The sequence below is a fragment of the Staphylococcus sp. FSL K6-3157 genome (assembly GCF_038005145.1).
Classification (GTDB): Bacteria; Bacillota; Bacilli; order Staphylococcales; family Staphylococcaceae; genus Staphylococcus; species Staphylococcus equorum.
Window position 1 is genome coordinate 2178151 of sequence record NZ_JBBOSM010000001.1, and the last position, 24239, is coordinate 2202389.

Consider the following 24239-nt stretch of genomic DNA (forward strand, 5'->3'; position numbering starts at 1 on the left):
CAATTGAAAAGGCTATTGATGATGATTGACTCCTAAATACTAGTTAATAAAGCACTAGACGGATACTAAATGCTGATACTGCGCCTACAGAAAGTGTACAAAAAAGTGAGGTTGAGACAAAATACATGTCTCAACCTCACTTTTTAAATTGGCAGTGGCTGACTGAATTGAAAATGCGCTCATATCAATATTTTAAATAACCACTATTTCATCTATAAAGATAAGTTTTTATTATGCGAGCACTTAAACTCTTGTATTCCATTTTCTAGTCATCTTTGCCGAGCTTGTCTCATACAACGAAATCTTATTTAAAAATAAATTTTTGTCCTACTCGCACTTTAAAACATCTAATTTTAAATTATTATCTATTTTTAACAAGTTTTTTCTCTTCTTCGCTTTCATTTATCTTACTTTCATAATTTTGATGATCTTGTTTAAAACGCTCATTCATAGTTTCTTCAAAGCTACGTTCCACTCGTTGACTTGAACAATTTAAGTTCGATGCCTGTACAATATATTTCGGTCGTTGTTTGACCTCATAATAAATGCGTCCAATATATTCACCAACGATTCCAATTGAAATCATTTGTATACCACCTAATAGTAATATTGCAGCAATAGTTGAGAAATAACCTGGTGTTTCAATACCATTAAACACAATTCCTGCAAAACTATAACCGATATACATCAGACTGATAAAGAACACAATAAAACCAAGATAAATCATTGCACGTAAGGGTTTGTTATTAAAAGATATCAAGCCATCAATACCGTAATTTAGCAATTTACCAAATGACCATTTAGATTCTCCGTCTTCTCTTTCTACGTTTTCATAAGTAAACACTTTGGTGTTATAACCAATCCATTCATATAGCCCTTTTGAAAAACGGTTGTATTCATCTAAATCAGTCAATGAATGCACTGCACGTTGACTCAGCAATCTGAAATCGCCGACACCATCTTCCAATTTAATATCTTCTACAAAACGATTAATCATTTTGTAATACAATCTTGTCATGAATTTTCTAGTTGGCTTTTCATTCTTTCTGTCACGCTTCGCAACAACTTGATCATAACCGTCCATATAGCCAGCAATCATTTGAGGTATTAATTCAGGCGGGTGTTGCAGATCAGCATCTATCATAATTGCTGCGTCACAATCTTTACTATTTTGGAAACCTGCAATCATCGCAGACTCTTTTCCAAAATTACGACTAAACGAAATAAATTTCACATGATTATCCTTAGTCGCTACATCTTGAATAAATTTTATTGTTTGATCTTTACTACCATCATCTACAAATAGTAAATCATAGTCATATTGATGATGTTGACTATCTTTTGATAATATCTCAGTCAAACGTTGATAAGTCTTTAATACTACTTCACCTTCATTATAACAGGGCACTATAACTCTTATTTGCATATTAAACACCTTCATTTCAATTACTTCAATTTCACTTTATCAATTTTTATCACTATAATGCTATACTAACCAATTAGATTTACACAATCTTTATATAGCCTTAATATTCATTGCCCAAACTTAACTTAGGCAACTTATTTTTTTAAAATATATAATCATTTAAATTAGATAGTTCTTAAAAAACAGAGCAAAATGATTTAAGCGTTACAAAATAAGATAATACGTTGAAATTTAAATATGGTTACTAATGTTGTTCAGTATTAAAATCATTAAAAGTTATAATTTGTAACTTTAGTCTATCAACTATTTGATGAATTTGGAAACAAAACCCTTTATTATCGCTACTAGAACTATTTCAATACCACTTATTATTATACATATATAACACATCGCTTTTTAAAAGTACTGACGCATAAGAAATAGTATAAGTCAGAACTACTGGCTCAATCCATATTATAAAAATTAAACAAGCATGTACTTTTAAACATCAAAAAATTAAAAGCACCAAGCCATTAGAAAAAACTAATAGATTGATGCTTTCTATTTGAGCTTGAAATATTTATGCTCTAGGTTGTTGTATCAATTCTTATTTCAAACTACCTATACGTACTTTATCTGGATCATTTCCTTGACGGTCATCACAATTCAAACGATCTATCTCAGCAATATCTGTCAATTCTAAATTAAAGTCGAAGATATCGTAATTTTCTTTAATGCGTTCTGGTGTTTTTGATTTCGGAATAATTAAGCGATCATGTGACAAATGCCAACGCAATACAATTTGGGCTGGTGTTTTACCATAGCGACTTGCCATATCTGTGATCAATTCGTGTTCTAATAAACCTCTATTTCTCATCAATGGCATCCATGCTGTCACAGCGATATCATGCTTATTACAAAAAGTTTGTAGTTCATGTTGATTAAAATATGGATGCACCTCTATTTGATTCACAGCAGGTACGATGTTAGTTTGCGACATTAATTTTTCTAAATGGTGCGCATTAAAGTTACAGACACCAATTGCTCGGACTTTGCCTTCTTCATATAATTTTTCCATTGCTTTATAAGTTTCAACAAATAAACCATCCGCTTCACATGGCCAATGTATTAAAAATAAATCTAAATAATCTGTCCCTAGGTTTTCTATCGATTTTGTGAAAAATTCGATTGTATTGTCATAACCTTGGTAATCATTCCAAATTTTTGATGTAAGAAATAAATCTTCGCGCGATATTTCAGATTGTTTTAATGCTTTGCCTAACGCTAGTTCATTTTCATAAAAATAAGCAGTATCAAATGCACGGTAACCCGCTTCTAAAGCAGCTGTTACTGCAGGTGCCATTTCTTCATCTGCAATTTTATACACTCCAAGACCCACTCTCGGCATTGGATAACCATTATTTAAATAATACACGTCTTCTAACATAATTAATCCCCCTTCAACTAAGTTGAAATTATTATAAAGATATATCATTATACTCTAATCATTATAGCAATACGTAATACATGTATCACGCATAATTGTTTCAATATCAACGCCACCACTATTATGGTAGTAATCTAATCCTTCTCATGTGAAACACATATACAAAAAAGCTATCGACAAAATCAGAGACTTTATCGATAGCTTTAAATATATAAGACAATGATTAATCGTTATCTTCATCGTCTTCATTATCTTCAGGTGTAGGACGTGTTGCATTGTATTCAACTTCTAATAAAACAGTAATGATTTGATGGTTATCGACTTCTGATATAATCCAACGATCATATTCAGTATCAACATAATCATTTTGTTGTAAGTTTGTATTATGTGCTTGCAACCAACCGCCGATTGTATCAATGTCTTCAGAATCAGCAAATTCAATGCCGAGTTCATCATTTAAATCGTCTAATAATACACGACCACTGATTTGATATCTGCTGTCTGTTACTTTTACAACATCGTTTACTTCGTCGTCATCAAATTCATCACGAATTTCGCCAACGATTTCTTCTAAAATATCTTCCATCGTCAAGATACCTGCTGTACCACCATATTCATCAATAATCAAACTGATATGAACATGTTCACGTTGCATACGAACTAACGCATCGCTAATACGTGTTGTTTCAGAAATCATTGGTAAATCATGAATGTAATTACCTACTTTAATAGGTTTGCCTGAAGCATATTCTGTTAAAAACTCTTTTACATTAAGAAAACCTTTCACATGGTCTTTGTCCCCATCTTCTGTAATCGGGTAACGTGTAAATTGATGTTCTTTAATTGTGTCTAATAGCTCATTTACATTAAACGGTTCGTTCAATGTAGTCATTTGTGTACGAGGCACCATGATATCTTTGGCTTGTCTCTCATCAAATGAGAAGATGTTTTGCATATAAGCCAATTCTGTTTGATTTATTTCGCCACCGTTATAGCTATTGTTTATTATAATTTTTATTTCTTCTTCTGACATTGCATCGTTATTCGCATCAGGATCTACACCGAACATACGTATAATCATTCTTGAAGAACCATTCATTAGCCAAATCAACGGTTTCATAATTGCACCGAAGTAATACAATGGTCTAGCATATATCAATGCTACTTTCACAGTATGTTGAATGGCCAAGGTTTTTGGTGCCAATTCACCGAGTACTACGTGCAGGTATGTCACAATGACAAATGCGACAATAAATGAAATTGTCGTTGTTAAGGCTTCAGGTAAATTAACTGCTTCAAATAATGGATGTAATAATTTACTAAAGGTCGGTTCACCTAACCAACCTAATCCTAAAGATGTCACTGTAATACCCAATTGACATGCTGATAAATAATAGTCCAAGTTTTTAATCATTTTTTTTACTATACGTGCATTACCATTGCCTTCTGCTACGAGTTGTTCAATTTTTGTCGCGCGGACTTTCACTAATGAAAATTCCGATCCTACGAATACCGTTGTTAATGCTATTAAAAAAACAAATAATGCTAAATTTATTATGGTCACAGTTTCCAATTAGTTCCCTATTTCTAGGGATTCACCTCCAAATATCGTGTCACAATAGGTGACCGTACATAAGATTTATCGCTATGTTGCATTTTCATATTATATACTAAATCCTTCCCATTTGTGACACCTCCCGAAAAATACGCATTTCTTCTATTTTATCACAATCTTAAGTCATCATGTAATTTGTACGTACGAAATTTTATTTCTCTAACTTAACATTTAAACGCAAATTTTAAGTCGCGTCAACTTTTTGATTCAATTTACACTTTACATAACACGTTTTAAAGTGAGTTAAATTTCAAATTGTTATTAAGAAAATTTGTGTATTTCGCCTGCTTTTATAGTAGTTTGGACTGTAATTTCATCATCTACTATAACGATGTCTGCGTCTTTTCCGACCTTCAAACTCCCTTTTTGCGATTCAATATTTAATGCGATTGCTTGATTTAAACTTGTTACTCGCCATAAATTATCTAGTGAATCACCCGTATATTGTATTAGATTTTTCAGTCCTTCATTCATTTTCAGTATGCTACCCGCCAGTGCGCCAGATGCTAATCGAGCTTCAGAACCTTTTACTATAACGTTTTGTCCGCCTAAATCATATTCACCATCTGGCATACCTTTTGCTCTCATTGCATCAGTAATTAAGAAAAAGCGTGTATTTCCCTTTTGTTTATAAGCAATTTGAATCGCTGTAGGGTGTGAATGAATACCATCCACGATAAGTTCAGTACTTAAGCTATCATTGGTCCATGCCGCACCAAAAACACCTGGTTCTCTATGCTCGAATGGAGTTCCAGCATTATATAAATGCGTCACATGTTTAGCGCCACGTGCTACCGCTTCATTTGTTTCATCAAAAGTTGCAACCGTATGACCAATAGAAAAACGTATTTGATCATGTAACGCCTCTAATGTTTCGTGGGCACCTTCAACCTCAGGAGCAAATGTGATCACTTTAATTTGGTTGTTAGCTGTTTTTTGAAATTGTTGTACTTTTTCTATAGAGGGTCTTTGCACATAGGCTGGGTTTTGCGCTCCTACTTTATGTTCAGAAATAAATGGTCCTTCTAAATGTATGCCTACGATGTCGGCTGCTTTTAGAACGTTCTGTTGTTTCTGATATTCGATGATGTTTTCTAATGCTTTTGTAATATTCTCGTCAGATTGTGTCATTGTTGTGGCTAAGAAACTTGTTGTGCCTTCAGATAATAGTGATTCTGCTAAATGTTTCAATCCATCATATGATGCGTCCATCGCATCTTCTCCATAGCCACCGTGCATATGAATATCTATAAACCCTGGTAAAACATGCTGACCTTGAGCATCATAAGTTGTTAACGCACCTTCATAATCCCCTTTGACTACGTCAGTAATTTTATCGTTCTTAACAATAATATATCCGCGTTCTATTATTTCTTCTTCAGTATAAATTCTCCCATTTTCAATCACATATTCAGCCATTTTCTCTACCTTCTTTTCTTTGTTTTACGCAATGTGTCTATTTCAACACTTCGCTTTTTATTTTACCAAACTTAAGTCTTTTATTATATTCAAAAGTTTTTGAATTTCAGTATTACATATAAATAAAAACCAGCAGAAATACTCATTAACTTGTGAGCTTCTACTGGTTTTTTCTAAGTTTATTCATTTTATAAAACTTTATACACTAGTTAGCTGTAACTTAAGAACTTTGTATTTCGTCTTCCGTCACTTTTGGTTTTAACAATCCATAAATGATTGCACCTACGATTGATCCTATAACAATTGCAATAAGTGATTGTATCACGTGACTGAAATCAGTACCTACTATCACAAAGATACCACCGTGTGGCGCTTGAATTGAAGAACCTAGTCCTAATGCGATTGCACCTGCAACCCCTGAACCCACCATCATTGATGGAATGACTCTTAGCGGATCAGCTGCTGCAAACGGAATTGCTCCTTCTGTAATGAAAGATAATCCCATTACATAGTTTGGTGCGATAGAACCTTTTTGCTCTTTAGTAAATTTCTTGCGGAAAATTAACATCGCTGTTGCAATTGCGATTGGTGGTACCATACCACCAATCATTGCCGCTGTAATTGGTGCAGCATTGCCTTCTGTTAACGCTGCAGTCGCAAATACGTATGCTGCTTTATTAAATGGTCCACCCATATCGATAGCCATCATTGCACCAATAACTAATCCTAAGAGCATAATATTCGTTCCTGATAAACCTTCTAAACCATTAAGTAGTAAATTATTCAACCACGACGCTGGAGGGTTTAATACATAAACCATTACTAAACCTGTGATTGTTACTGATAATACTGGGAAAATCAATGTAGGTTTCAAACCTTCTAATGATTGAGGTAACCCGCTTACAAGTTTCTTAATACCTTGTGTTAAATAACCTGCTAAGAAACCTGCAAGAATACCTCCGATAAAACCTGCATCACCTGAAATTGCTAACATACCACCAACTAAACCAGCTGCAAAACCTGGTTTATCTGCAATACTACGCGCAATATAACCAGCGAGAATTGGTATAATTAACGCAAAGGCACTCTGATTACCAATATTCCATAATTGTTCTGCAAATGCATTATACTCAGAACTATTTGGATCATACGAGTTTGGTCCAAATAAGAAAGCGATTGCCATTAAAATACCACCGGCAATAACAAGCGGTAACATATTGGAAACACCATTCATTAAGTGTTTATAAATTGTTTTACCAAATCCTTGCTTTTCATTACTTCCGGACTGATTTGATGCTTTATGATTGCCTTTGGCTACAAATGGTTTACGAGAAGTATCTTGTGCTATATTGATCAGTTCTTCAGGGCGTTTAATACCATCTGCAACTGGTACTTCCACAACATTTTTACCATCAAAACGGTCTGTTTCCACATTTACATCTGCTGCAACAATGACACCAGTTGCGCGACGAATATCTTCATCAGTAATGTGGTTTTTTATGCCACCTGAACCATTCGTTTCAACTTTTATTTTTACGTTCATTTTTTCAGCTTGTTTTTTTAAAGCGTCACGAGCCATATAAGTATGTGCGATACCTGTCGGACATGCTGTAACAGCTAAGATATAGGGTTCATCCGAATCTGTTGCTGATGTAGTCGCAGCTGCTTGTGTTTCTGCTTCTTCCTCTTCGGTCGCTTCATCATCTGCTTTATCTATAATTTGAAGCACTTCTTGTGGGGAATTTGCGTGAAGTAAATCTTCACGCACTTTTTCGTCCATTAAAATACCTGATAGCTTAGCTAATGCATCTAAATGAGTTTGTGCCCCACCTTCTGGCGCTGCAATCATAAAGAATAAATGTGCAGGTTGCATATCCAAACTTTGATAATCAACACCTGTTTTTGATTTGCCGAATGCAATCGCCGGTGTGTCTACTGCTGCTACTTTTGCATGGGGTATCGCGATACCTTCACCAATACCTGTAGTACTTTGAGATTCACGATTATGAATCGCTTCTTTAAACGTTGTTACATTATTGAGTTTGCCCGCTTTATCGAGTTGATTCACTAACTCATCAATAACACCATTTTTTTCTGTTGAAGAAAGATCCATTGCAATTGTATCTTTTGTTAATAACTCGGTTATTCTCATCTTATTCACTCCCACCTAATGTTGTAATCATTACTTGTGATTTAATATTTTCAATAGACGTCCTCGTTGCCAAGTCATCGTTAAATGCTGTTGCCGTCCCAGCCGATACAGCCTGTTTAAATGCTTCTTTAATAGATAAACCAGAATTTAGCCCTGCAACCATCCCCGCTACAGTACTATCCCCTGAGCCTACTGTATTTACTACTTGACCATTTGGTACAAGTGCTTTGTAACTATGTTGCTCGTCTACGTATACAGCTCCATCTCCACCGAGAGAAATAATGACTGAAGTCGCGCCCATTTTCAAAATTTCACGGCCGTAATTCATTACTTCTTTATCTGAATTGATAGTCGTATCGAACATCACTTCTAATTCATTTTTATTTGGCTTGATAAATAAAGGATGATATTTTAAAACAGATTCAACGAGTTCTTTTTCAGCATCAACGACAAGTTTCGCGCCTGTATCTTGTGTGATTTCCGCAATTTGCTCGTATGCGTTAGCAGGTACACTTTTAGGAATGCTACCCGCAACAATAACTGTATCGTGTTCTGAAGTATTGCTGATTTGTGTTAATAAGGCTTCAAATTGTAATTGAGTTATATTAGGTCCTGGCGCGTTAATTTCTGTTTCATGACCTGTTTTCAATTTGACGTTAATACGCGTATCTTCATCAACATGCACAAAATCTGTATCAATTTCTGCTTGCTTTAATGTTTCTTCAATAAATCGACCTGGAAATCCCCCAGTAAAACCTAACGCTGTAGATTGAACACCTAATGTTTTTAAAACTCTTGAAACATTTATGCCCTTACCACCTGCAAATTTATTTGTTTCAGTTGCTCTGTTTAACCCATTAAGTTCAAATTCATTTGAAAACATAATGTAATCAATAGAAGGATTAAAAGTTACTGTATAAATCATAATGTTCCTCCAATAAAATTATATTTTTCAGCATAATATTGAAAAGTCACGCCTTGCATCGCTTTTGCAGAAGTGACTAACGCCACATTCTCTAGTAAAGGCACATGTGCGAAATATACTTTTTCATATTTAGCATGGTCTACTAATACATAAACTTGCGTTCCTAATTCCATAGCATGGTGCTTTATGATTGCTTCTTGTTCATCTGGTGTAGTCAGTCCATATTTCATGTCAATACCGTTCATACCGAGAAACACTTTATCAAAACGATATCGATTCAGCGTCTTCAGTGCACTCGCACCTACTGTCGCAAATGTTGTTGCTTTCACTTCTCCACCAAGAATGAGTGTTCTAATACCTCGTTTTAATAATTCTTCTACGTGCGTCAAACCATTTGTTACTACAATAATGTCATTTGCATTAATATATGGAATCATTTCTAAAGTTGTTGAACCCGCATCTAAAAACACACAATCATCATCATCTATTTGGCTCGCTGCTAATCTCCCAATTTCTTGTTTTTCTCTTAGATTAGTACTTCTTTTATCAGCCAAATTAGGTTCTAACAAAGATGATTGATTTAGCTTTGCGCCACCATGTATTCTTTTTAACTTTCCCATTTGTTGCAATTTTGATAAATCGCGACGAACTGTTGAGGCACTACTACTTGTTCGATCAATCAATTCTTGTAGTGTTAAAAAGTCTTTTTGTGACAATTCAGCCAATATTAACTCGTGGCGTTTTTCCGTGATCATCGCTTCACCTCATCTCAACACCATTATAATGTTTCCGTTTTCATTTTTCAATCATTATTTACCAAAAACAATCAAAATCAATCAAAAATATGCCGCATTTTTAAAAAATACCTTCATTTAGCTATCTGTTTTAAAAATCAAACCAGTTTTTTATTTCATAAAACAAAAAACCATAAAGCAAGAAATAATCCGTTACTTTATGGTCATTAGCTTAATAATATTTAATTATGTTCATCATGCGTCACTTTTTTAACTTTTGCTCGTGTTGTTCTAATTAAATGCGCTACATCTATTTTAATTTGTGTACCACGTGCTCCACCACTAACATAGATAGCATCTATTTCTTCAACTTGTCGATCAATAATTGTTGGGAATTGCCGTTTCATACCAATCGGGGAACAACCGCCACGGACGTAGCCAGTCACTTTTTTTAAATCATCAAGTGGCATTAACTGTAATTTCTTTTCATTAACTGCTTGCGCTGCTGACTTCATATCAAGAGAGGCATTTACAGGAATAATAAATACAAAGTGCGCATGCTTAGCATTTTCTAACACGAGTGTTTTATAAACTTGTGATACATCTACGCCGACCTTTTCAGCTACAGTCTTTCCATCCATATGACTTTCTGATACCTCGTAAGTATTGACGCAATACTCAATTTTCAAGCGATCGAGCATACGCATTGCATTTGTTTTAACTTCCTTCATTACAACACCTCGTATCATATGTTAGTAATAGTTCACTAAGTTATAACTGATATCATTCATACTTTTATTTAAAATCTAAGATTTATTTATCTAAGTCTAAGTTTTTTATAAAACGAGTTAATTCTTCATGCATAGATTCATCTTTTAAAGCAAATTCAATTGTAGTTTTCACAAAACCTAATTTTTCACCTACATCGAATCGATCACCTTCAAAGTCGTAAGCATAAACTTGATCGTGTTTATTTAATCTTTCAATTGCGTCCGTAAGTTGAATTTCTCCACCTGCACCTTTGCTTTGAGTTTTTAAATAATCGAAAATATCAGCTGTAAGAACATAGCGACCCATAATTGCTAAATTAGACGGCGCAGTGCCTTGTTTTGGTTTTTCAACGAATTCTTTCACTTCATATTTTCTACCTGATTTTTCTAATGGATCGATGATACCATAGCGATGTGTTTGGTCTTCTTCTACTTCTTGTACGCCGATTACAGACTTTCCAGTTTCTTCATAAGCTTCTATCAATTGCTTAATGGCTGGATTATCAGATTCAACAATATCATCACCTAAAAGCACCGCAAATGGCTCATCACCTATAAATTGGCGTGCAGAATAAATAGCATGACCTAAACCTTTTTGCTCTTTTTGTCTTACATAAAATATATTAGCAAGTTCTGTAGAATATTTAACTTTTTCTAGTAAGTCCGTTTTTCCTTTATCCTGTAAAATCATTTCTAATTCTTTTTGATTATCAAAATGGTCTTCAATTGCACGTTTATGTTTACCAGTAACTATAATGATATCTTCGATGCCTGCTCGTGCTGCTTCTTCTACTATGTATTGGATTGTAGGTTTATCTAATATAGGTAACATTTCTTTTGGCATAGCTTTCGTAGCTGGTAAAAATCTTGTTCCTAAGCCAGCTGCAGGTATGATTGCTTTTTTTATCTTTTTCAAAAATGCTCATCCTTTTCATTAAAATATTTTAACCTTGGTTTATATAGTTTGCACTCATTTCAATTGATAATATTATCATAACATTGATACTTACTGCTTTATACTAATTTCATAGCATAAAAAAGCCGCGCAACTCCATTTTATCATCAGTTTACGCGACTTATATTTTACTTTTAATTTAACGATGGCTGACGAACTACGTCACCCACTTTGTTTACTACCACTTTATATTCTTTTCCTGTTTTAGACTCATAAAAAGTATAAAACATGCCTTCTTTAGATGTTTTAACATTTTTGAGAACTGCATTTTCACCGAGTTCATCTTTAGCATACTTTTCAGAAATTACTTTTGATTCTTGAGGTGAAATACTAGGTGTATTAGTAGTTTGTTGCTCTTTCACGCGATATGACTTATCAAAAATGTGCGCTTTATTATTTTTATCTACTGTAACTCTATAAAAAGTGTTGGGCTGTTCTTTGTTTTCAAAAGTAAAAATATAATAATAGGCACCTTGGCATGTGCGATCAATACCATAATCATTATATGCATTAGCAGCGTTATTATCTTTATTCACAAGTGTTTGTGCTTCTTTTTGTGCTTCGGAGAACTTGGGTAAATTAGAATTCCCGATTTCATTATTTTTTAAATTGTGTGTCGTTTTTTTAGCTATTGGTACATATGCTTCGGCATTATAAGGTTCTTCTTGTTCAACATCTTTCACTGCTGCACTAATAGTATTATCACTGTTGTGATTGTCGTCACCTTTAGTTTCAGTTCGTTTATCATTGTCTGAACAACTAGAAATTGTTTCATGAACTTTTGCTAGTGCTTGTTGATTTGTAGCTATAAATAAGAGAAAACATAAACAACAAGCAAGAAGGAATGCCATAATTGATAAAATTAAATTTTTCAAATTCATCCCCTTACTTACATTACTTTTTTAATATTTCCTACATATTAGCATATTTTATTAACTTAAAACTTATATAGACCACAATTTAAACCAATCGTAATCTCTGTAACATTAATATTACGCAATATGACTTTATTTAATCTTAATGTCATATTGCGAGTCATATAACGCTAAAATTATATAAATTAAAAAGAACGTACGTGAATTAGGCTACGTACGTTCTATTTTATTTATCTTTTGAAGTTATGATTTTCTAAGATTCGTTCTTATTATTTTTTCAACTAGTATAACAAACATACCAAGTATCATTACTGCAACTGCCATATATAAAGGATATTCAAAGTTAACGTCATATAACGTCCCAGCCACTAAAGGTCCTATAAAATTCCCCATACTCGTAAAAGTGGAATTTAAACCACCTGCAAAACCTTGACGATCTCCTGCAATATTAGAAAAATAATTCGTGATTGCAGGTCTAATCATATCAAAACCAATAAACACAATAAAGCTGATTACCATGATAGACCAATAACCATCCACAAATGTCAAAGCGAGTAATACAATTGCTGAATATATCAACGAATAATTGATAAATGTGAGTTCTTTAAAATGTTTCATAAATTTATCAAAGAAGAATACTTGGAATACAGCACCTAATATACCCCCACCTGTAATTGCAAATGAAATATCTAAAGGTGAATAATGTGCTTTATCTGCTGTATATAATGGGAATAATGTTTCAAATGCTGATAATCCAAAAGCGAGCACAAGTGTTAAGGTGATTGGTGTAAGGAAGACTTTCCAATCAATTTTTGTAAGTAATTCAGGTTGATACACTGTAAATCCATCTTGTGTTTCGTTTTTAGGATTTTTAATCAAGATAATAGAAAGCAGTAATGCTAAACAGCCACTAAATCCTGCTACGTAAAATGGTAGCCTATGAGAAAATTCTGCAAGAAAGCCACCTATACCTGGCCCTAAAATAAAGCCAGAGTTAATAATTGCTGACATATAGCCAAAATTCTTAGCTTTATCTTTACCTATTGAAATATCTGCAATCATTCCAGTAACACCAGGCATAACCATACCAGCACTGAACCCACCAAGAATTCTAGACACAATTAAGAGTGAGAAAGTATGACTAGCGGCAAACAAGAATTCTGATATTGCAAAAAGTCCTAACCCAATACAAATAATTAATTTCTTTCCTAATTTATCTGCTAACGTCCCACCAAATGGCGAAATAACCATTTGGGCTAATGCAAAGACGGCAACAAGAACCCCTAAATCGCTACCTTTTAATCCTAAATCTTTCAAATAAACAGGAAGAACTGGAACAACTAAACCAATACCTAAAAAGACTAGGAAAATATTAAAATATAAAATTACAAATTGCTTATTCACGTTTCTCACTCCATTCGTTTATACCATTCATATCATGATACGTTCTTTTAATATATATATAATATTAGAGTATTTTATAACATTTATACATCAAAAGACAATAGAAAATTTTGTTCATCTAAACACTTTTATATAAACTATAAAAAAGAACTTGTATACTATAGTTGTAATCAATTTTAAGAATGGAGGTTTCACATGGTATATCAAGTTGACGGAAAGACAATTGTGCTTGTTTTAGAACGTGGCGAAGACATCGTAGAAGCAGTGACAGATATAGCTAAAGAACAAGGCGGTAAATTCGGTACAGTAAGTGGCATTGGTGCTTGTGATGATGTAGAACTTAATTTTTATAACATCGACACTAAAACTTATGAGAAAAAATCCTTTGAAGAACCATTAGAATTAATTAGTCTTTTAGGTAATATCTCTCACATCGATGACAAACCATTTGCGCATTTACATGCAACCTTTGGGACTAATACTTACGCAACACTTAGTGGTCATTTAACGAAAGCGGTCGTTTCAGCTACAGCCGAAATTGTAATCACTATGACCGACTTAGATATTAACCGTAAACATGATGAAGCAATTGGACTTAATTTATTAAATTTATAACTGCATCCTAACCAGTGGATCGCACGTAGATTAATTGCACTATCGACTCATTAAAGACTGATGAAAGGTTCCGCATATATGGATTCATCAGTCTTTACTTCTTTTCTAGCTAAAATAATTAACCTTTCATTTAGTCGTTTTTTTAAAATGTATTTATAACTACAATTATTATTTTTTTATTCAACCGTAAATCATTTAGTTAATAACAATTCATCATTATCATTGATATTTACATTCAAAAAATGTATTATATAATCTCATATTCAAAAATACGAGTTAATTTTCCCTTAGCTTTTTTAATATTGAGAGAGGGAATTTTTATTGGCATTTTTTCAATAAAATTGCTATTACTAGTAATTTTCACAATATATTTAAATGCTTTATTCAGAAAGAAAGTAGGTGTATTTATGAAGGCTCGTTATATCGCTAGAACTGTATTTCTAATATTAATCATTATTTCTATTTTCTTTAATGATTATTATCAATTTATGACTTTAAATTTATTTCTAGCATATGTGCCATTTGAACTATGCTTACTCTTAAATCTATTTAAACCTGTACATAAATATGAATGGCCACTATTTATTATTTTTGCTCTTATTTTCTTATTTATGGTGCCTAACACACTTTATATGGTTACAGATTTAATTCACTTAAATCAATTTACATTCAATTTCTATCAAGGTTTAATATTAGTAGAATGGGCATATTTCACTTTTCTAGTATCAGCAGTGTTACTTGCATTGTATTTATTAATTTTAATGTTTTTAGAAATGGAAAAATTCACGCCTTACCTCTGGTTAAACAGAACAATAATCATTGCAATGATGTTTTTAAACGGTTTAGGCATTTATATTGGACGTTTCTTACGTTTACATTCAGTCTACCTTATTAATGAACCGCTTCGCATTATCAATAAAGTATGGTCAAATTTAAATCTTGAAGCAATATGCTTTGTGCTGTTGCTTGTAGTATTACAAGGCATATTAATTTTATTTGCGAAAGGGGTACGAAGTGCAAGATGACATTTAACATTATAATTTTGCTTATTGTGCTTATCGTATTTCAATTAATTATTGGACATCTATTGCATGATATAGGATTTTCATATACTCGTAGTATCATACTCATGTGTCTCCCTTTAGGTATTGGATTATTTTATTTACAATTATTTTATTACGAACGCCGCTTCCCTAATTGGGACGTACCAAAAAATGTAAGAGTAAGACTAAAATACATGTATATATTAACATTCTTTGAATATGTTGCTTTATACATCTGTATTTTTAGATTGTAATTAATTCGAATTTGGATTATAAGTATAAGTAAGTAAATCTAGATCATAATTTTAAGTTGAATAAAGGGCTATTAAGGTTCCATAACGGAACCTTAATAGCCTTTTTTATATTGAAATAAAATCGGATGGTAATACATAAATCAAAAGTTGTAATTTGACCTAATATGCCCGCCCCACAAGTCTGCCTAGCAAATGGCATACAAGAGCTTAAGCTCTTGCATAAGAACTAAAGGGCATTTTCAATTCACTCAGCCACTGCTAATTTAATGATTGAGGCTGAGACATGTATTTTGTCTCAGCCTCATAGTTCTAATAATCTTTCTTAGTATATTTCACTATTGTTTATTGTTTGAGTGATTTTTTTACTTCTGTAACTGCGTTTGCAGAAACTTGTAATTGTGCCTGTTCGTCTTCAGATAATTGTAATTCTACGATACGCTCTATACCTTTAGATCCTAAAATTGTTGGTACGCCTAAACATATATCAGAGAAACTGTATTCTCCCTCTAATAATGCAATACTTGGTAATAAACGCTTCTGATCTTTTAAAATTGCTTCAACCATACTGTAGACTGCTGATGCAGGTGCATAATACGCTGAACCATTTCCAAGTAATTCTACGATTTCTGCGCCCCCTTTTCGCGTACGCTCTACAATCTGTGTAATTTGCGAATTGTTCAGAAGTTTATTCAGAGGCACGCCGTTTACATTTGTTGATGTTATTAAAGGTAACATCGTATCGCCATGGCCGCCTAACACCAATCCTCTGATATCTTTAACCGATACATTAAGTGCTTCTGCAATAAATGTTTGGTATCTAGCTGTATCTAAGACACCCGATTGTCCGATTACACGTTCCTTTGGAAAACCAGAGGCTTGTAATACAGAATAAGTCATGGCATCTACAGGATTTGTAAGTACGATTATTTTGCATTTAGGTGAATATTTTACAATTTCTTTCGTTACATCATGCATCACAGCTTCGTTGACTTGAACTAAATCGTCACGACTCATACCAGGTTTGCGTGCCACACCAGCAGTGATGACAACTACATCAGAGTTCGCTGAATCAGCATAATCAATAGTACCTGTTACATTAACATCGAAACCATATATCGGACTACTTTCTAATATATCTAGTGCTTTTCCTTTCACAAGGCCTTCACTCTCTGGACGGTCAATGAGTACGACATCTGCGAGTTCTTGTTGGGCCACAATAAAAGCTAATGTTGCGCCAGTATTTCCAGCACCTATTATCGAAACTTTTTGCTTTGTCATAATGCAATCCCCCTATATCGTCAATACATATTGTTTGTTTATTATAACATTCAAAATATGTATCGCGCTATTTAAATCATAAGAATCTAAAATTTAATCTGGGGAAAATACCAATCTTATTTTTGCGTTCTTTGTCGTTTGAACCATTTCCAAATGACAAAAATAATTAAAATAGCTAAAATAATATAAATAATACGAGAATATATATCCATATAATAAACAATTGTGTGCCAATTACCACCTACGGCTTGGCCTAAATAAATTAACACTGCGTTCCAAATGATAGTACCTACCGTAGTAAATAGTATGAATAAGGGGATATTCATACGTGTTAAACCTGCTGGGATTGAAATTAAACTTCTCAATAAAGGAACAAAGCGACAGAAAAAGACTGTCCAATAACCATATTTTTCAAACCATTGAATTGTCTTATCTAAATCTTTCGTCTTCAAACGTAAAATCTTTCCATATTTATCTACAATACGGTAGAGATTACGTTCACCAATCCAAGCGCCTATACCATATAACACAATCGCTCCGACTACAGAACCAATTGTTGAGGTAACTAGAACACCAGTATAGCCTAATCCAGATTGGGTAGTCATAAAACCACCGAACGTTAAAATGATTTCAGATGGAATTGGTGGAAATATATTTTCTAAAAAGATAAGTAGGCCTATGCCCCAATATCCATATTGCTCCATAAATTGTGTAATCCACTGTTCCATTTACTTCCTCCTATTTTGTTCGATAATACTTAATATTTATTACTCTAGACGTTCATAAATTAAAGTAAATTATTTGCCGCTGCATATAAATAAAGTGATGCACCGAATAATGCCATAGATAAAATCGTTAATATTAACGCTAATATTGCAGTACGTTTGTAATGTTTTATAAACGCTACAAATAAAATACCCGCGTTATAAAAGAAAAACAGTCCAAATAGCGTCATCATTAAAGTTATATCAGGAAATGCTAAATTTAAAATTGCGATGACAAGTGCAAATCCTAAAAATGGGAAATTAATAAAATTACGTTGAAATTTAAGTTGATTTCTTTGATGTTGTTCGTTCTGTGTATTCATTAGTTACGCTCCTTCAATATGTACTTTAAGGGATATCGTGGCCTAGGGAAGCTGTATAAATATCAAACCATTCTTGATCTGTAATTGTAACTTCTAAACCTTTTATTGCTTCGTCAATACGTTCTATTTTATGAGTGCCTAATACAGGCATTATTGTTGCTGGATGTTTATTTAACCATGCCATTACAATGCCATTCACACTAGTATGATATTTTTGTGCTAATGGGGAAATCACGGCCATAATTCGAACAGATTTTTCATCTTCTAAATCGAATAATTTACCCCCTGCCATAGGACTCCATGACATCATTTTAACATTATCTTTATACATATGATTCATAAGGCCATTTTCAAGTACATCTATAGTATATGGCGAAATTTCTAATTGGTTTAATGTAATATGCAACTTATCAGAAACAAGATGTTTGCTCAATAAATCATATTCTGATTTATTAAAATTAGAAACACCAAATGATTTCACTTTCCCCTCGTTAACTAAAGCAGTGATTGCTTCAGTCACTTCTTGTGGATCCATCAAAGGTGACGGTCTATGAATAAGTAGTGAATCCAGATAATCTACTTGCAACTCTTGTAGAGAACGATCTACAGACTTTTGAATATGATGCTTACTATGATCATAACGGTGACCATCTGCTTCATGTATACGTTCTGATGGCAGCACAATACCGCATTTAGTAACAATCTCCATTTGTTCCCGTAATTGAGGAGATAATTTCAATGCTTCTCCAAATATACCTTCACATGAGTACCCACCATATATATCAGCATGATCCATAGTAGTAATACCTCGTTCTACTAATTCATTAAGGTAACGATTTAATTGTTGTGGTGTCCACTGCCAATCTTTTGCTCTCCAGAATCCTTGTATTACTTTTGAAAATGAAACATGTTGATTAATCTTTACTTTATCCATATTACCAACACCCCTTTTAATATTTAAAAAATTAAGTGAATTGTAGCATGTCTAATTGATTGCGTATGCGATTAACATCTATTTGTTCGCCTATAAGCACAATTGTTAAAGGCATGGATGCATCAGTAACTTGATAGTCTGGCAAACCAAACGCATATTGAAATTCATATGTATCATTCGGCATATCACGAAACTTTACGTATCCCTTTAATCTTAAAACATTATCTGGCAAGCGTAAAATAAATTGATAGAATAGTTGCCTATCTATTGGTCCAGAAAACTGATATTGCATACTATTTATCCCATGATGATGTGTATGTTGTTCTATATTTTGTCCTTTATTTTGCGTTACTGAAATTAATTGCTCCATATCTAAATTTGCATAACTCGAATAAAATGTCGGTGCATATGGATTAATTTCAAAAATTTCATTTATACGTTCTTTCTCTTTTTCGTCAATTAAATCCATTTTATTGACTACAACTGTATGACTTGCATATAATTGTTCTTCCATCAATTGTGTTGTACTATGAGTATATTGGGCTCTGGTTAAAAATCTTGGAGCGTCGACTAAGCCAATAACCACTGGTGGATTAACGCTTGCGACGATTTCAGGATCTTGACATGCCGCAATTATTTCGATTGGGTGTGCTATACCTGTCGCTTCAATAATAATATGGTGCATTGCACTTTTGTTTAGAAAATGTTTTAATTGTTTTATTAAATCTTGTTGCAAGTCACAACATACGCAACCATTTAATATTGACGCAACCTCAATATCATCGCTAATTGCACGGCTATCTACATCTAAGTTACCGTATTCATTTACGATGATACTCGGGTTTTCATCATTACTTAGTAAATATTTTACATAATTACTGAGAAATGTAGTTTTTCCACTACCTAAAAAACCTGTTATGATTGTAATTGATGTTTTTGGATTTTTAATTTTTTTCATATAACCACTCATTTCTTGATACAAATGTCTGCATAAAAGTACAATTATTCGCATAATTAAACTTTTACTTGATAAAATTTTAAATTTCTTCTAAACTTTATACGTACACTACATTTTAGCATGGCACAGTACAAAAGTGTTTTGAGGAAGTGTCACACACACATCATAAGACGGATTCAAGTCCGATACAGAAGAAAACGGATAGAATGTCTGGAGGAGAACTTTATGTCTGAACCACTTAATTTAAAAGAACAACTTTGTTTCAGTTTGTATAATGCTCAAAGACAAGTAAATCGCTATTACTCAAATAATGTCTTTAAGAAATACAAATTGACTTATCCACAGTTTTTAGTTTTAACAATCTTATGGGCTGAGTCACCTGTCAATGTTAAGAAAGTCGTTACTGAATTGGCACTTGATACAGGTACGGTATCTCCATTACTTAAAAGAATGGAACAAGTTGACCTAATCAAACGCGAGCGTTCTGAAATCGATCAACGTGAAGTATTCATTCATTTAACTGATAAGAGCGAAGCAATTCGCCCTGAATTAGATACAGCTTGTCAAGACGTTGCAGTAGCATCTTCATTAAGCTCAGATGAATCTAAAGAACTAAATCGATTACTTTCAAAAGTAATCACTGCCTTCACAGAAGAAAAAGCAAAATAATTTTTCAATGGCAATGGTAAACATTAGATAGTTCTTCTATCTAAATTTATTCATTAAATATACTTGATTTATAATGAGAGCTCAAACACAAATGTGTTTGAGCTCCATTTTTTTAACTTATAAGCAAAATAATGTAACGTTTCGTTTAAGAAACATTCATTTCAACCATTTGATATAAATAGCCTCTTTCTGTAATTAGAGACTGATAACTTCCACTTTCTACAATTTCTCCTTCACTCATAACTACAATTTTATCAAAATACGGTAGCAACCTTAAATCATGTGTTGCAACAATTAGGGTTTGAGCTTTGGTATGAATGATGTCCATTACACTATCTGTATGATATATATCGAGTGCTGTAGTAGGTTCATCCATGATCCAAATCGGTACATCTCTTAATAATAATCTTGCAATACCAAGTCTCTGTATTTCACCGCCTGATAATGTATTACCAGATATGGTAATGTATCGATCTAAATCGATATGATCCAAACCTAAATTAGCTAGAACGTTGCGTAGCTCAACATCATCTTTGTCAGTAAACAAGTTTTCTCTCACTGTACCGTCAAATAACTGTTGTGTTTGTAATAGGGCATTGATTTGACTATATTTTTCTTCATCTACGATATTTGTAATATCTTGATGATTTAATAATATCTCACCTTTATCACTTTGATACAAACCTAACATGAGTTGCATTAACGAACTTTTACCAGATCCTGAAGGTCCAATAATAGCAACATGCTCGCCTTTATCAATTGATAATTGGATATCTTGTAATACATAACTTGATTGGTTCCAATACTTGAAGTTGAGGTCTCGGACCTCATACAACGGCTCGGTAGGTAAGACTTCTAAATGCATTGCTTCCACGCCCTGCTTCATAGGATGAGCAATCACTTCATCAATATCATGGAAAGCTTCGTCAGTATCCGCTTTAAAGTAAGCTACATTACTCATAGGTATTGCTTGTTCGAAAAGCGTCAGCATCATTAATACGATACTTGTTAAATAAACAACGTCTAATTCTTGATTTTGTACTTGAACTACACCCAAATACAGTGTGAAAAATAGTGCGATCATCGAAACAATATTTAAGCTATATTCGTATAGTGATAAAAATCGTTGCTCTTTTGCTTGAGCTGCTTCATAGTCATCCAGTTGATGAAGCACTTGTTTTTTATAAAATTCTGTTCGACCAAAACGATCCAACTCTTCATAACCTTCTTTATAATCATAAAATTGGTTTAAAAAATCGCCTTGAACTTTGTTAACTTGTCTTTTCAGTATACGTGCACGCTTAGCACTTAACCACGGTATAACTACTAAGGTAGCAATCATACTAATACATATGATAATTGCATGTACATATGAGAAGTAAATCATTACGATTGTAGAAATGATTGCTGTAACACCTATTACTACAGGTGGATAATAAACACGCAAGTATATATTTTGCAGAGCTTCAACTCTGCCAATCATTCGTGCGATTAAATCACTAGAATTAAATTTTCGATATACGTCGGGAACGACCGGAATTAAATGTTTGAAAAATTGAACCCTAACGTTTCTAAGCATTGTAAAAGTCGCTCTATGTGATAACAACCTTTCAATATATCTGGCAATTGCTCTTATAAATCCAAATAATTTAACTGAAGCTATCAGAACCATTAATGCAAATAACGGGGCGCCAAGTGCACTTTGCGTTACCATATAACCACTTAAAAAGAACATGCTAAGTGCTACTAAACTCCCTATAACTCCCACAATAATCGAAAGTATCAAATCTCTATCTATTTTAAATTGAATATGTGGCTTCATGTTACGTCACCACCTTTATCATTGTTTCTTCTCTCTTGTGTATCTATCGATGTCAAATAGCCATTTTCAATATATATACGTCTATCAGCATTTTTTATAGTATTTTCTCTATGTGCAATCGTAATAACAGTTGTATCCACAAATTGTTGTGCAATTATATCTTGTATAATATTTTCTGTTTTCACATCTAAGCCAGTAGCAGGCTCATCAAAGATAAGTACGTCTGGTTGAATCATTAGTACTCGAGATAGTTCAACACGTCTCATTTGACCGCCTGAGAGCATCTCACCACCCTCTCCAATCCATGTATCTAATCCATCCTTTAAAGATAGTACTTTTTCTTTTAAATCAACATCATCTAATACTTTTAATATTTTATTCTCATCCATCGATTGAAACATAGTAATATTATCGCGTATAGAGGCATTAAAGATATAAGGCATCTGACTTAAAAAACCTAATTTCAAATTAGCATTTTGATAAGTCACTTCACCTGACTGGGCATCGAAACGTTGTACAATAACCTGTGCAAGTGTTGATTTACCCGCACCACTTTTCCCGACGAGCGCAATTTGCTCTCCTCTAGAAATATTCAAATTAATATTATTTAAAGCATTTTGTTGTGCATCATCATATTTAAAGCTAACATTCTCCAATTTAATTAATGCAGATTGTTGTCCATTTGTACAAATCTCAGGTTTCAGCGCTTTTTCTTGTTTATCTAATAAATCGAACACAACATCGCTCGATCCTTCACTTTGCTTTCCTGTGTGAAACGATTGCCCTAAATCTTTAATAGCGTTATAAAATTCAGGCGCTAATATGATTGCAATCGCAGCTGTTTTAAAATCAATACTATTGAATAAAATCAATCCTAATCCAGCTTCTAAAGCTACAAGACCAATCCCTAGCATACTAATAAATTCAAGCATGAGTCCGGATAGAAAAGCACTTTTTAAAATACGCATAGTTAAATCTCTGAATGTCGTACTTTCTTCATATAATTCTTGTTCTGTCTGAGCTGTTCTATTAAAAAGTTTTAAAGTGATAAGTCCTTTAACTTTGTTTAAAAATTGCTGACTGAATTGGTTTAAATAGGTCATTTTATCTTTAGATTCATCACGTGTTTTTAATCCATAAATAATATAAAAAAGAGGAATAAATGGTGCAGTGACTATCATAATTAAAGCCGTATTTAAATGAATAAAACACATAGCAACAATGATAAACAATGGAATCATCATTGATTTAAATACTTGTGGGAAATAACTATTAAAAAATGGAACAATACCATCAATACTTTCAGTCAAAGTATTCATTTGAACGCCAATTGGCTCTTTTGACTGTTTGAATATAAGTTGGCGTCGCAAATCATATTTCACTTTTGTAGACATGCGATTGCCGATCATTTGATTTATTGTATTAAATGTTGCGCGTCCGATTAAAATAAATAATGTAAACAGTAATAATATTAACAAATTTTGGTTCGTTTCTAGTAACATTGCATTTAAAATTTCTGCAATAGCAATGTTCTGAACGACTACGGTAATAGCTAATAATGTACTGATTACAAACATAAACATTGGGTATATTTTATATTTAAATGCTAAATTTGTTAATCTTTTCACAATTATCACCTGCCACATATTATAAACTGATTCATTGAAAATTAAATGAATTCGCTCATTATTATTAGTAATTTTTTATGCTAATTTCATATTTCAGACATAATTAGGATTTTCTTTTTTCAACGCTTAAATTCCTTTTATTATATTAATCTCAGTCTTTAGTCTAAAATTACATTTATATGTGGCGCATTACATTTTTATTGTGCTATCATTATAAAATGAAAATCTATGAAATTTAATTAGTAATATG

At 33.0% G+C, this 24239-nt stretch carries 22 protein-coding genes; 4 read left to right on the forward strand and 18 right to left on the reverse strand.

Annotated features, from left to right (window positions below):
• Window positions 1-361: 361 nt before the first annotated feature.
• The 11 genes from MHB47_RS10525 to norA all read right to left on the reverse strand — a co-directional run bounded on the left by MHB47_RS10525 (window position 362) and on the right by norA (window position 13701).
• A complete protein-coding gene (locus MHB47_RS10525; RefSeq protein ID WP_340756576.1) occupies window positions 362-1426 on the reverse strand; it encodes a glycosyltransferase family 2 protein in 1065 nt (354 codons plus the stop codon).
• 586 nt (window positions 1427-2012) lie between these two features.
• The gene (locus MHB47_RS10530) at window positions 2013-2852 is read right to left on the reverse strand and encodes an aldo/keto reductase (RefSeq protein ID WP_340756578.1); all 840 of its coding nucleotides are present in this window, start codon (window positions 2850-2852) and stop codon (window positions 2013-2015) included.
• A 223-nt stretch (window positions 2853-3075) separates the two neighbouring features.
• Entirely contained in the window at window positions 3076-4425 is a 1350-nt protein-coding gene (locus MHB47_RS10535) for a hemolysin family protein (RefSeq protein WP_340756580.1), read from the reverse strand.
• Window positions 4426-4728: 303 nt separating this feature from the next.
• Complete coding sequence (nagA, locus tag MHB47_RS10540) at window positions 4729-5886, reverse strand: N-acetylglucosamine-6-phosphate deacetylase (RefSeq protein WP_340756582.1); 1158 nt, start codon at window positions 5884-5886, stop codon at window positions 4729-4731.
• 220 nt (window positions 5887-6106) lie between these two features.
• Window positions 6107-8038, reverse strand: a complete 1932-nt coding sequence (locus tag MHB47_RS10545) for a PTS fructose transporter subunit IIABC (protein WP_340756584.1) — start codon at window positions 8036-8038, stop codon at window positions 6107-6109.
• Window position 8039: 1 nt separating this feature from the next.
• Complete coding sequence (gene pfkB / locus MHB47_RS10550; RefSeq protein ID WP_340756586.1) at window positions 8040-8963, reverse strand: 1-phosphofructokinase; 924 nt, start codon at window positions 8961-8963, stop codon at window positions 8040-8042.
• Complete coding sequence (locus MHB47_RS10555) at window positions 8960-9718, reverse strand: DeoR/GlpR family DNA-binding transcription regulator (protein WP_340756588.1); 759 nt, start codon at window positions 9716-9718, stop codon at window positions 8960-8962. The genes pfkB and MHB47_RS10555 overlap by 4 nt, the downstream gene beginning before the upstream one ends.
• A gap of 221 nt (window positions 9719-9939) precedes the next feature.
• Window positions 9940-10428 (reverse strand): Cys-tRNA(Pro) deacylase, encoded by a 489-nt coding sequence (ybaK, locus tag MHB47_RS10560; protein WP_002508333.1) that lies wholly within the window; start codon window positions 10426-10428, stop codon window positions 9940-9942.
• Window positions 10429-10510: 82 nt separating this feature from the next.
• The gene (gene galU / locus MHB47_RS10565; RefSeq protein ID WP_002508334.1) at window positions 10511-11383 is read right to left on the reverse strand and encodes a UTP--glucose-1-phosphate uridylyltransferase GalU; all 873 of its coding nucleotides are present in this window, start codon (window positions 11381-11383) and stop codon (window positions 10511-10513) included.
• A 173-nt stretch (window positions 11384-11556) separates the two neighbouring features.
• The gene (locus MHB47_RS10570) at window positions 11557-12297 is read right to left on the reverse strand and encodes a hypothetical protein (RefSeq protein WP_340756590.1); all 741 of its coding nucleotides are present in this window, start codon (window positions 12295-12297) and stop codon (window positions 11557-11559) included.
• 243 nt (window positions 12298-12540) lie between these two features.
• Window positions 12541-13701 (reverse strand): multidrug efflux MFS transporter NorA, encoded by a 1161-nt coding sequence (gene norA, locus MHB47_RS10575; protein ID WP_340756591.1) that lies wholly within the window; start codon window positions 13699-13701, stop codon window positions 12541-12543.
• A 195-nt stretch (window positions 13702-13896) separates the two neighbouring features.
• On the opposite strand from norA, the gene MHB47_RS10580 reads away from it, so the two are divergent.
• The 3 genes from MHB47_RS10580 (at window position 13897) to MHB47_RS10590 (ending at window position 15613) form a co-directional block, all read left to right on the forward strand.
• Window positions 13897-14316 carry a PPC domain-containing DNA-binding protein gene (locus MHB47_RS10580; protein WP_002508337.1) on the forward strand — a complete coding sequence of 140 codons (420 nt, stop codon included), beginning with the start codon at window positions 13897-13899 and terminating at the stop codon, window positions 14314-14316.
• Between the two features lie 407 nt (window positions 14317-14723).
• A complete protein-coding gene (locus tag MHB47_RS10585) occupies window positions 14724-15341 on the forward strand; it encodes a DUF1361 domain-containing protein (protein WP_021339413.1) in 618 nt (205 codons plus the stop codon).
• Entirely contained in the window at window positions 15338-15613 is a 276-nt protein-coding gene (locus MHB47_RS10590; RefSeq protein WP_021339412.1) for a hypothetical protein, read from the forward strand. The genes MHB47_RS10585 and MHB47_RS10590 overlap by 4 nt, the downstream gene beginning before the upstream one ends.
• Before the next feature lie 342 nt (window positions 15614-15955).
• On the opposite strand, the gene mdh is transcribed toward MHB47_RS10590, so the two are convergent.
• The 5 genes from mdh to MHB47_RS10615 form a co-directional block, all read right to left on the reverse strand.
• Window positions 15956-16891, reverse strand: a complete 936-nt coding sequence (mdh, locus tag MHB47_RS10595) for a malate dehydrogenase (protein ID WP_340756593.1) — start codon at window positions 16889-16891, stop codon at window positions 15956-15958.
• Between the two features lie 116 nt (window positions 16892-17007).
• On the reverse strand, window positions 17008-17619 hold the full coding sequence (locus MHB47_RS10600; RefSeq protein ID WP_002508340.1) for a DedA family protein: 612 nt from the start codon (window positions 17617-17619) through the stop codon (window positions 17008-17010).
• A gap of 59 nt (window positions 17620-17678) precedes the next feature.
• A complete protein-coding gene (locus MHB47_RS10605) occupies window positions 17679-17978 on the reverse strand; it encodes a hypothetical protein (protein WP_002508341.1) in 300 nt (99 codons plus the stop codon).
• 25 nt (window positions 17979-18003) lie between these two features.
• Complete coding sequence (locus tag MHB47_RS10610; RefSeq protein WP_002512085.1) at window positions 18004-18912, reverse strand: aldo/keto reductase; 909 nt, start codon at window positions 18910-18912, stop codon at window positions 18004-18006.
• A 31-nt stretch (window positions 18913-18943) separates the two neighbouring features.
• On the reverse strand, window positions 18944-19870 hold the full coding sequence (locus MHB47_RS10615) for a CobW family GTP-binding protein (protein WP_340756596.1): 927 nt from the start codon (window positions 19868-19870) through the stop codon (window positions 18944-18946).
• 225 nt (window positions 19871-20095) lie between these two features.
• Between MHB47_RS10615 and MHB47_RS10620 the strand changes: the two genes are divergently transcribed.
• Window positions 20096-20539, forward strand: a complete 444-nt coding sequence (locus MHB47_RS10620) for a MarR family winged helix-turn-helix transcriptional regulator (RefSeq protein WP_021339407.1) — start codon at window positions 20096-20098, stop codon at window positions 20537-20539.
• Window positions 20540-20684: 145 nt separating this feature from the next.
• On the opposite strand, the gene cydC is transcribed toward MHB47_RS10620, so the two are convergent.
• Both cydC and MHB47_RS10630 read right to left on the reverse strand, forming a co-directional pair.
• Window positions 20685-22361, reverse strand: coding sequence for a thiol reductant ABC exporter subunit CydC (gene cydC / locus MHB47_RS10625; RefSeq protein WP_340756598.1), 1677 nt, complete (start codon window positions 22359-22361; stop codon window positions 20685-20687).
• On the reverse strand, window positions 22358-23989 hold the full coding sequence (locus tag MHB47_RS10630) for an ABC transporter ATP-binding protein/permease (protein ID WP_340756600.1): 1632 nt from the start codon (window positions 23987-23989) through the stop codon (window positions 22358-22360). The genes cydC and MHB47_RS10630 overlap by 4 nt, the downstream gene beginning before the upstream one ends.
• Window positions 23990-24239 lie beyond the last annotated feature (250 nt).

Excerpts from the sequence above, each read along its gene's own strand:
- MHB47_RS10555 (WP_340756588.1), bottom strand. The coding sequence starts at position 9,718 with ATGATCACGGAAAAACGCCACGAGTTAATATTGGCTGAATTGTCACAA.
- pfkB (WP_340756586.1), bottom strand. The coding sequence starts at position 8,963 with ATGATTTATACAGTAACTTTTAATCCTTCTATTGATTACATTATGTTT.
- MHB47_RS10525 (WP_340756576.1), bottom strand. The coding sequence starts at position 1,426 with ATGCAAATAAGAGTTATAGTGCCCTGTTATAATGAAGGTGAAGTAGTA.
- ybaK (WP_002508333.1), bottom strand. The coding sequence starts at position 10,428 with ATGAAGGAAGTTAAAACAAATGCAATGCGTATGCTCGATCGCTTGAAA.
- MHB47_RS10530 (WP_340756578.1), bottom strand. The coding sequence starts at position 2,852 with ATGTTAGAAGACGTGTATTATTTAAATAATGGTTATCCAATGCCGAGA.
- MHB47_RS10585 (WP_021339413.1), top strand. The coding sequence starts at position 14,724 with ATGAAGGCTCGTTATATCGCTAGAACTGTATTTCTAATATTAATCATT.
- cydC (WP_340756598.1), bottom strand. The coding sequence starts at position 22,361 with ATGAAGCCACATATTCAATTTAAAATAGATAGAGATTTGATACTTTCG.
- nagA (WP_340756582.1), bottom strand. The coding sequence starts at position 5,886 with ATGGCTGAATATGTGATTGAAAATGGGAGAATTTATACTGAAGAAGAA.
- MHB47_RS10605 (WP_002508341.1), bottom strand. The coding sequence starts at position 17,978 with ATGAATACACAGAACGAACAACATCAAAGAAATCAACTTAAATTTCAA.
- MHB47_RS10590 (WP_021339412.1), top strand. The coding sequence starts at position 15,338 with ATGACATTTAACATTATAATTTTGCTTATTGTGCTTATCGTATTTCAA.
- MHB47_RS10580 (WP_002508337.1), top strand. The coding sequence starts at position 13,897 with ATGGTATATCAAGTTGACGGAAAGACAATTGTGCTTGTTTTAGAACGT.
- MHB47_RS10620 (WP_021339407.1), top strand. The coding sequence starts at position 20,096 with ATGTCTGAACCACTTAATTTAAAAGAACAACTTTGTTTCAGTTTGTAT.
- mdh (WP_340756593.1), bottom strand. The coding sequence starts at position 16,891 with ATGACAAAGCAAAAAGTTTCGATAATAGGTGCTGGAAATACTGGCGCA.
- MHB47_RS10545 (WP_340756584.1), bottom strand. The coding sequence starts at position 8,038 with ATGAGAATAACCGAGTTATTAACAAAAGATACAATTGCAATGGATCTT.
- MHB47_RS10610 (WP_002512085.1), bottom strand. The coding sequence starts at position 18,912 with ATGGATAAAGTAAAGATTAATCAACATGTTTCATTTTCAAAAGTAATA.
- MHB47_RS10615 (WP_340756596.1), bottom strand. The coding sequence starts at position 19,870 with ATGAAAAAAATTAAAAATCCAAAAACATCAATTACAATCATAACAGGT.
- MHB47_RS10600 (WP_002508340.1), bottom strand. The coding sequence starts at position 17,619 with ATGGAACAGTGGATTACACAATTTATGGAGCAATATGGATATTGGGGC.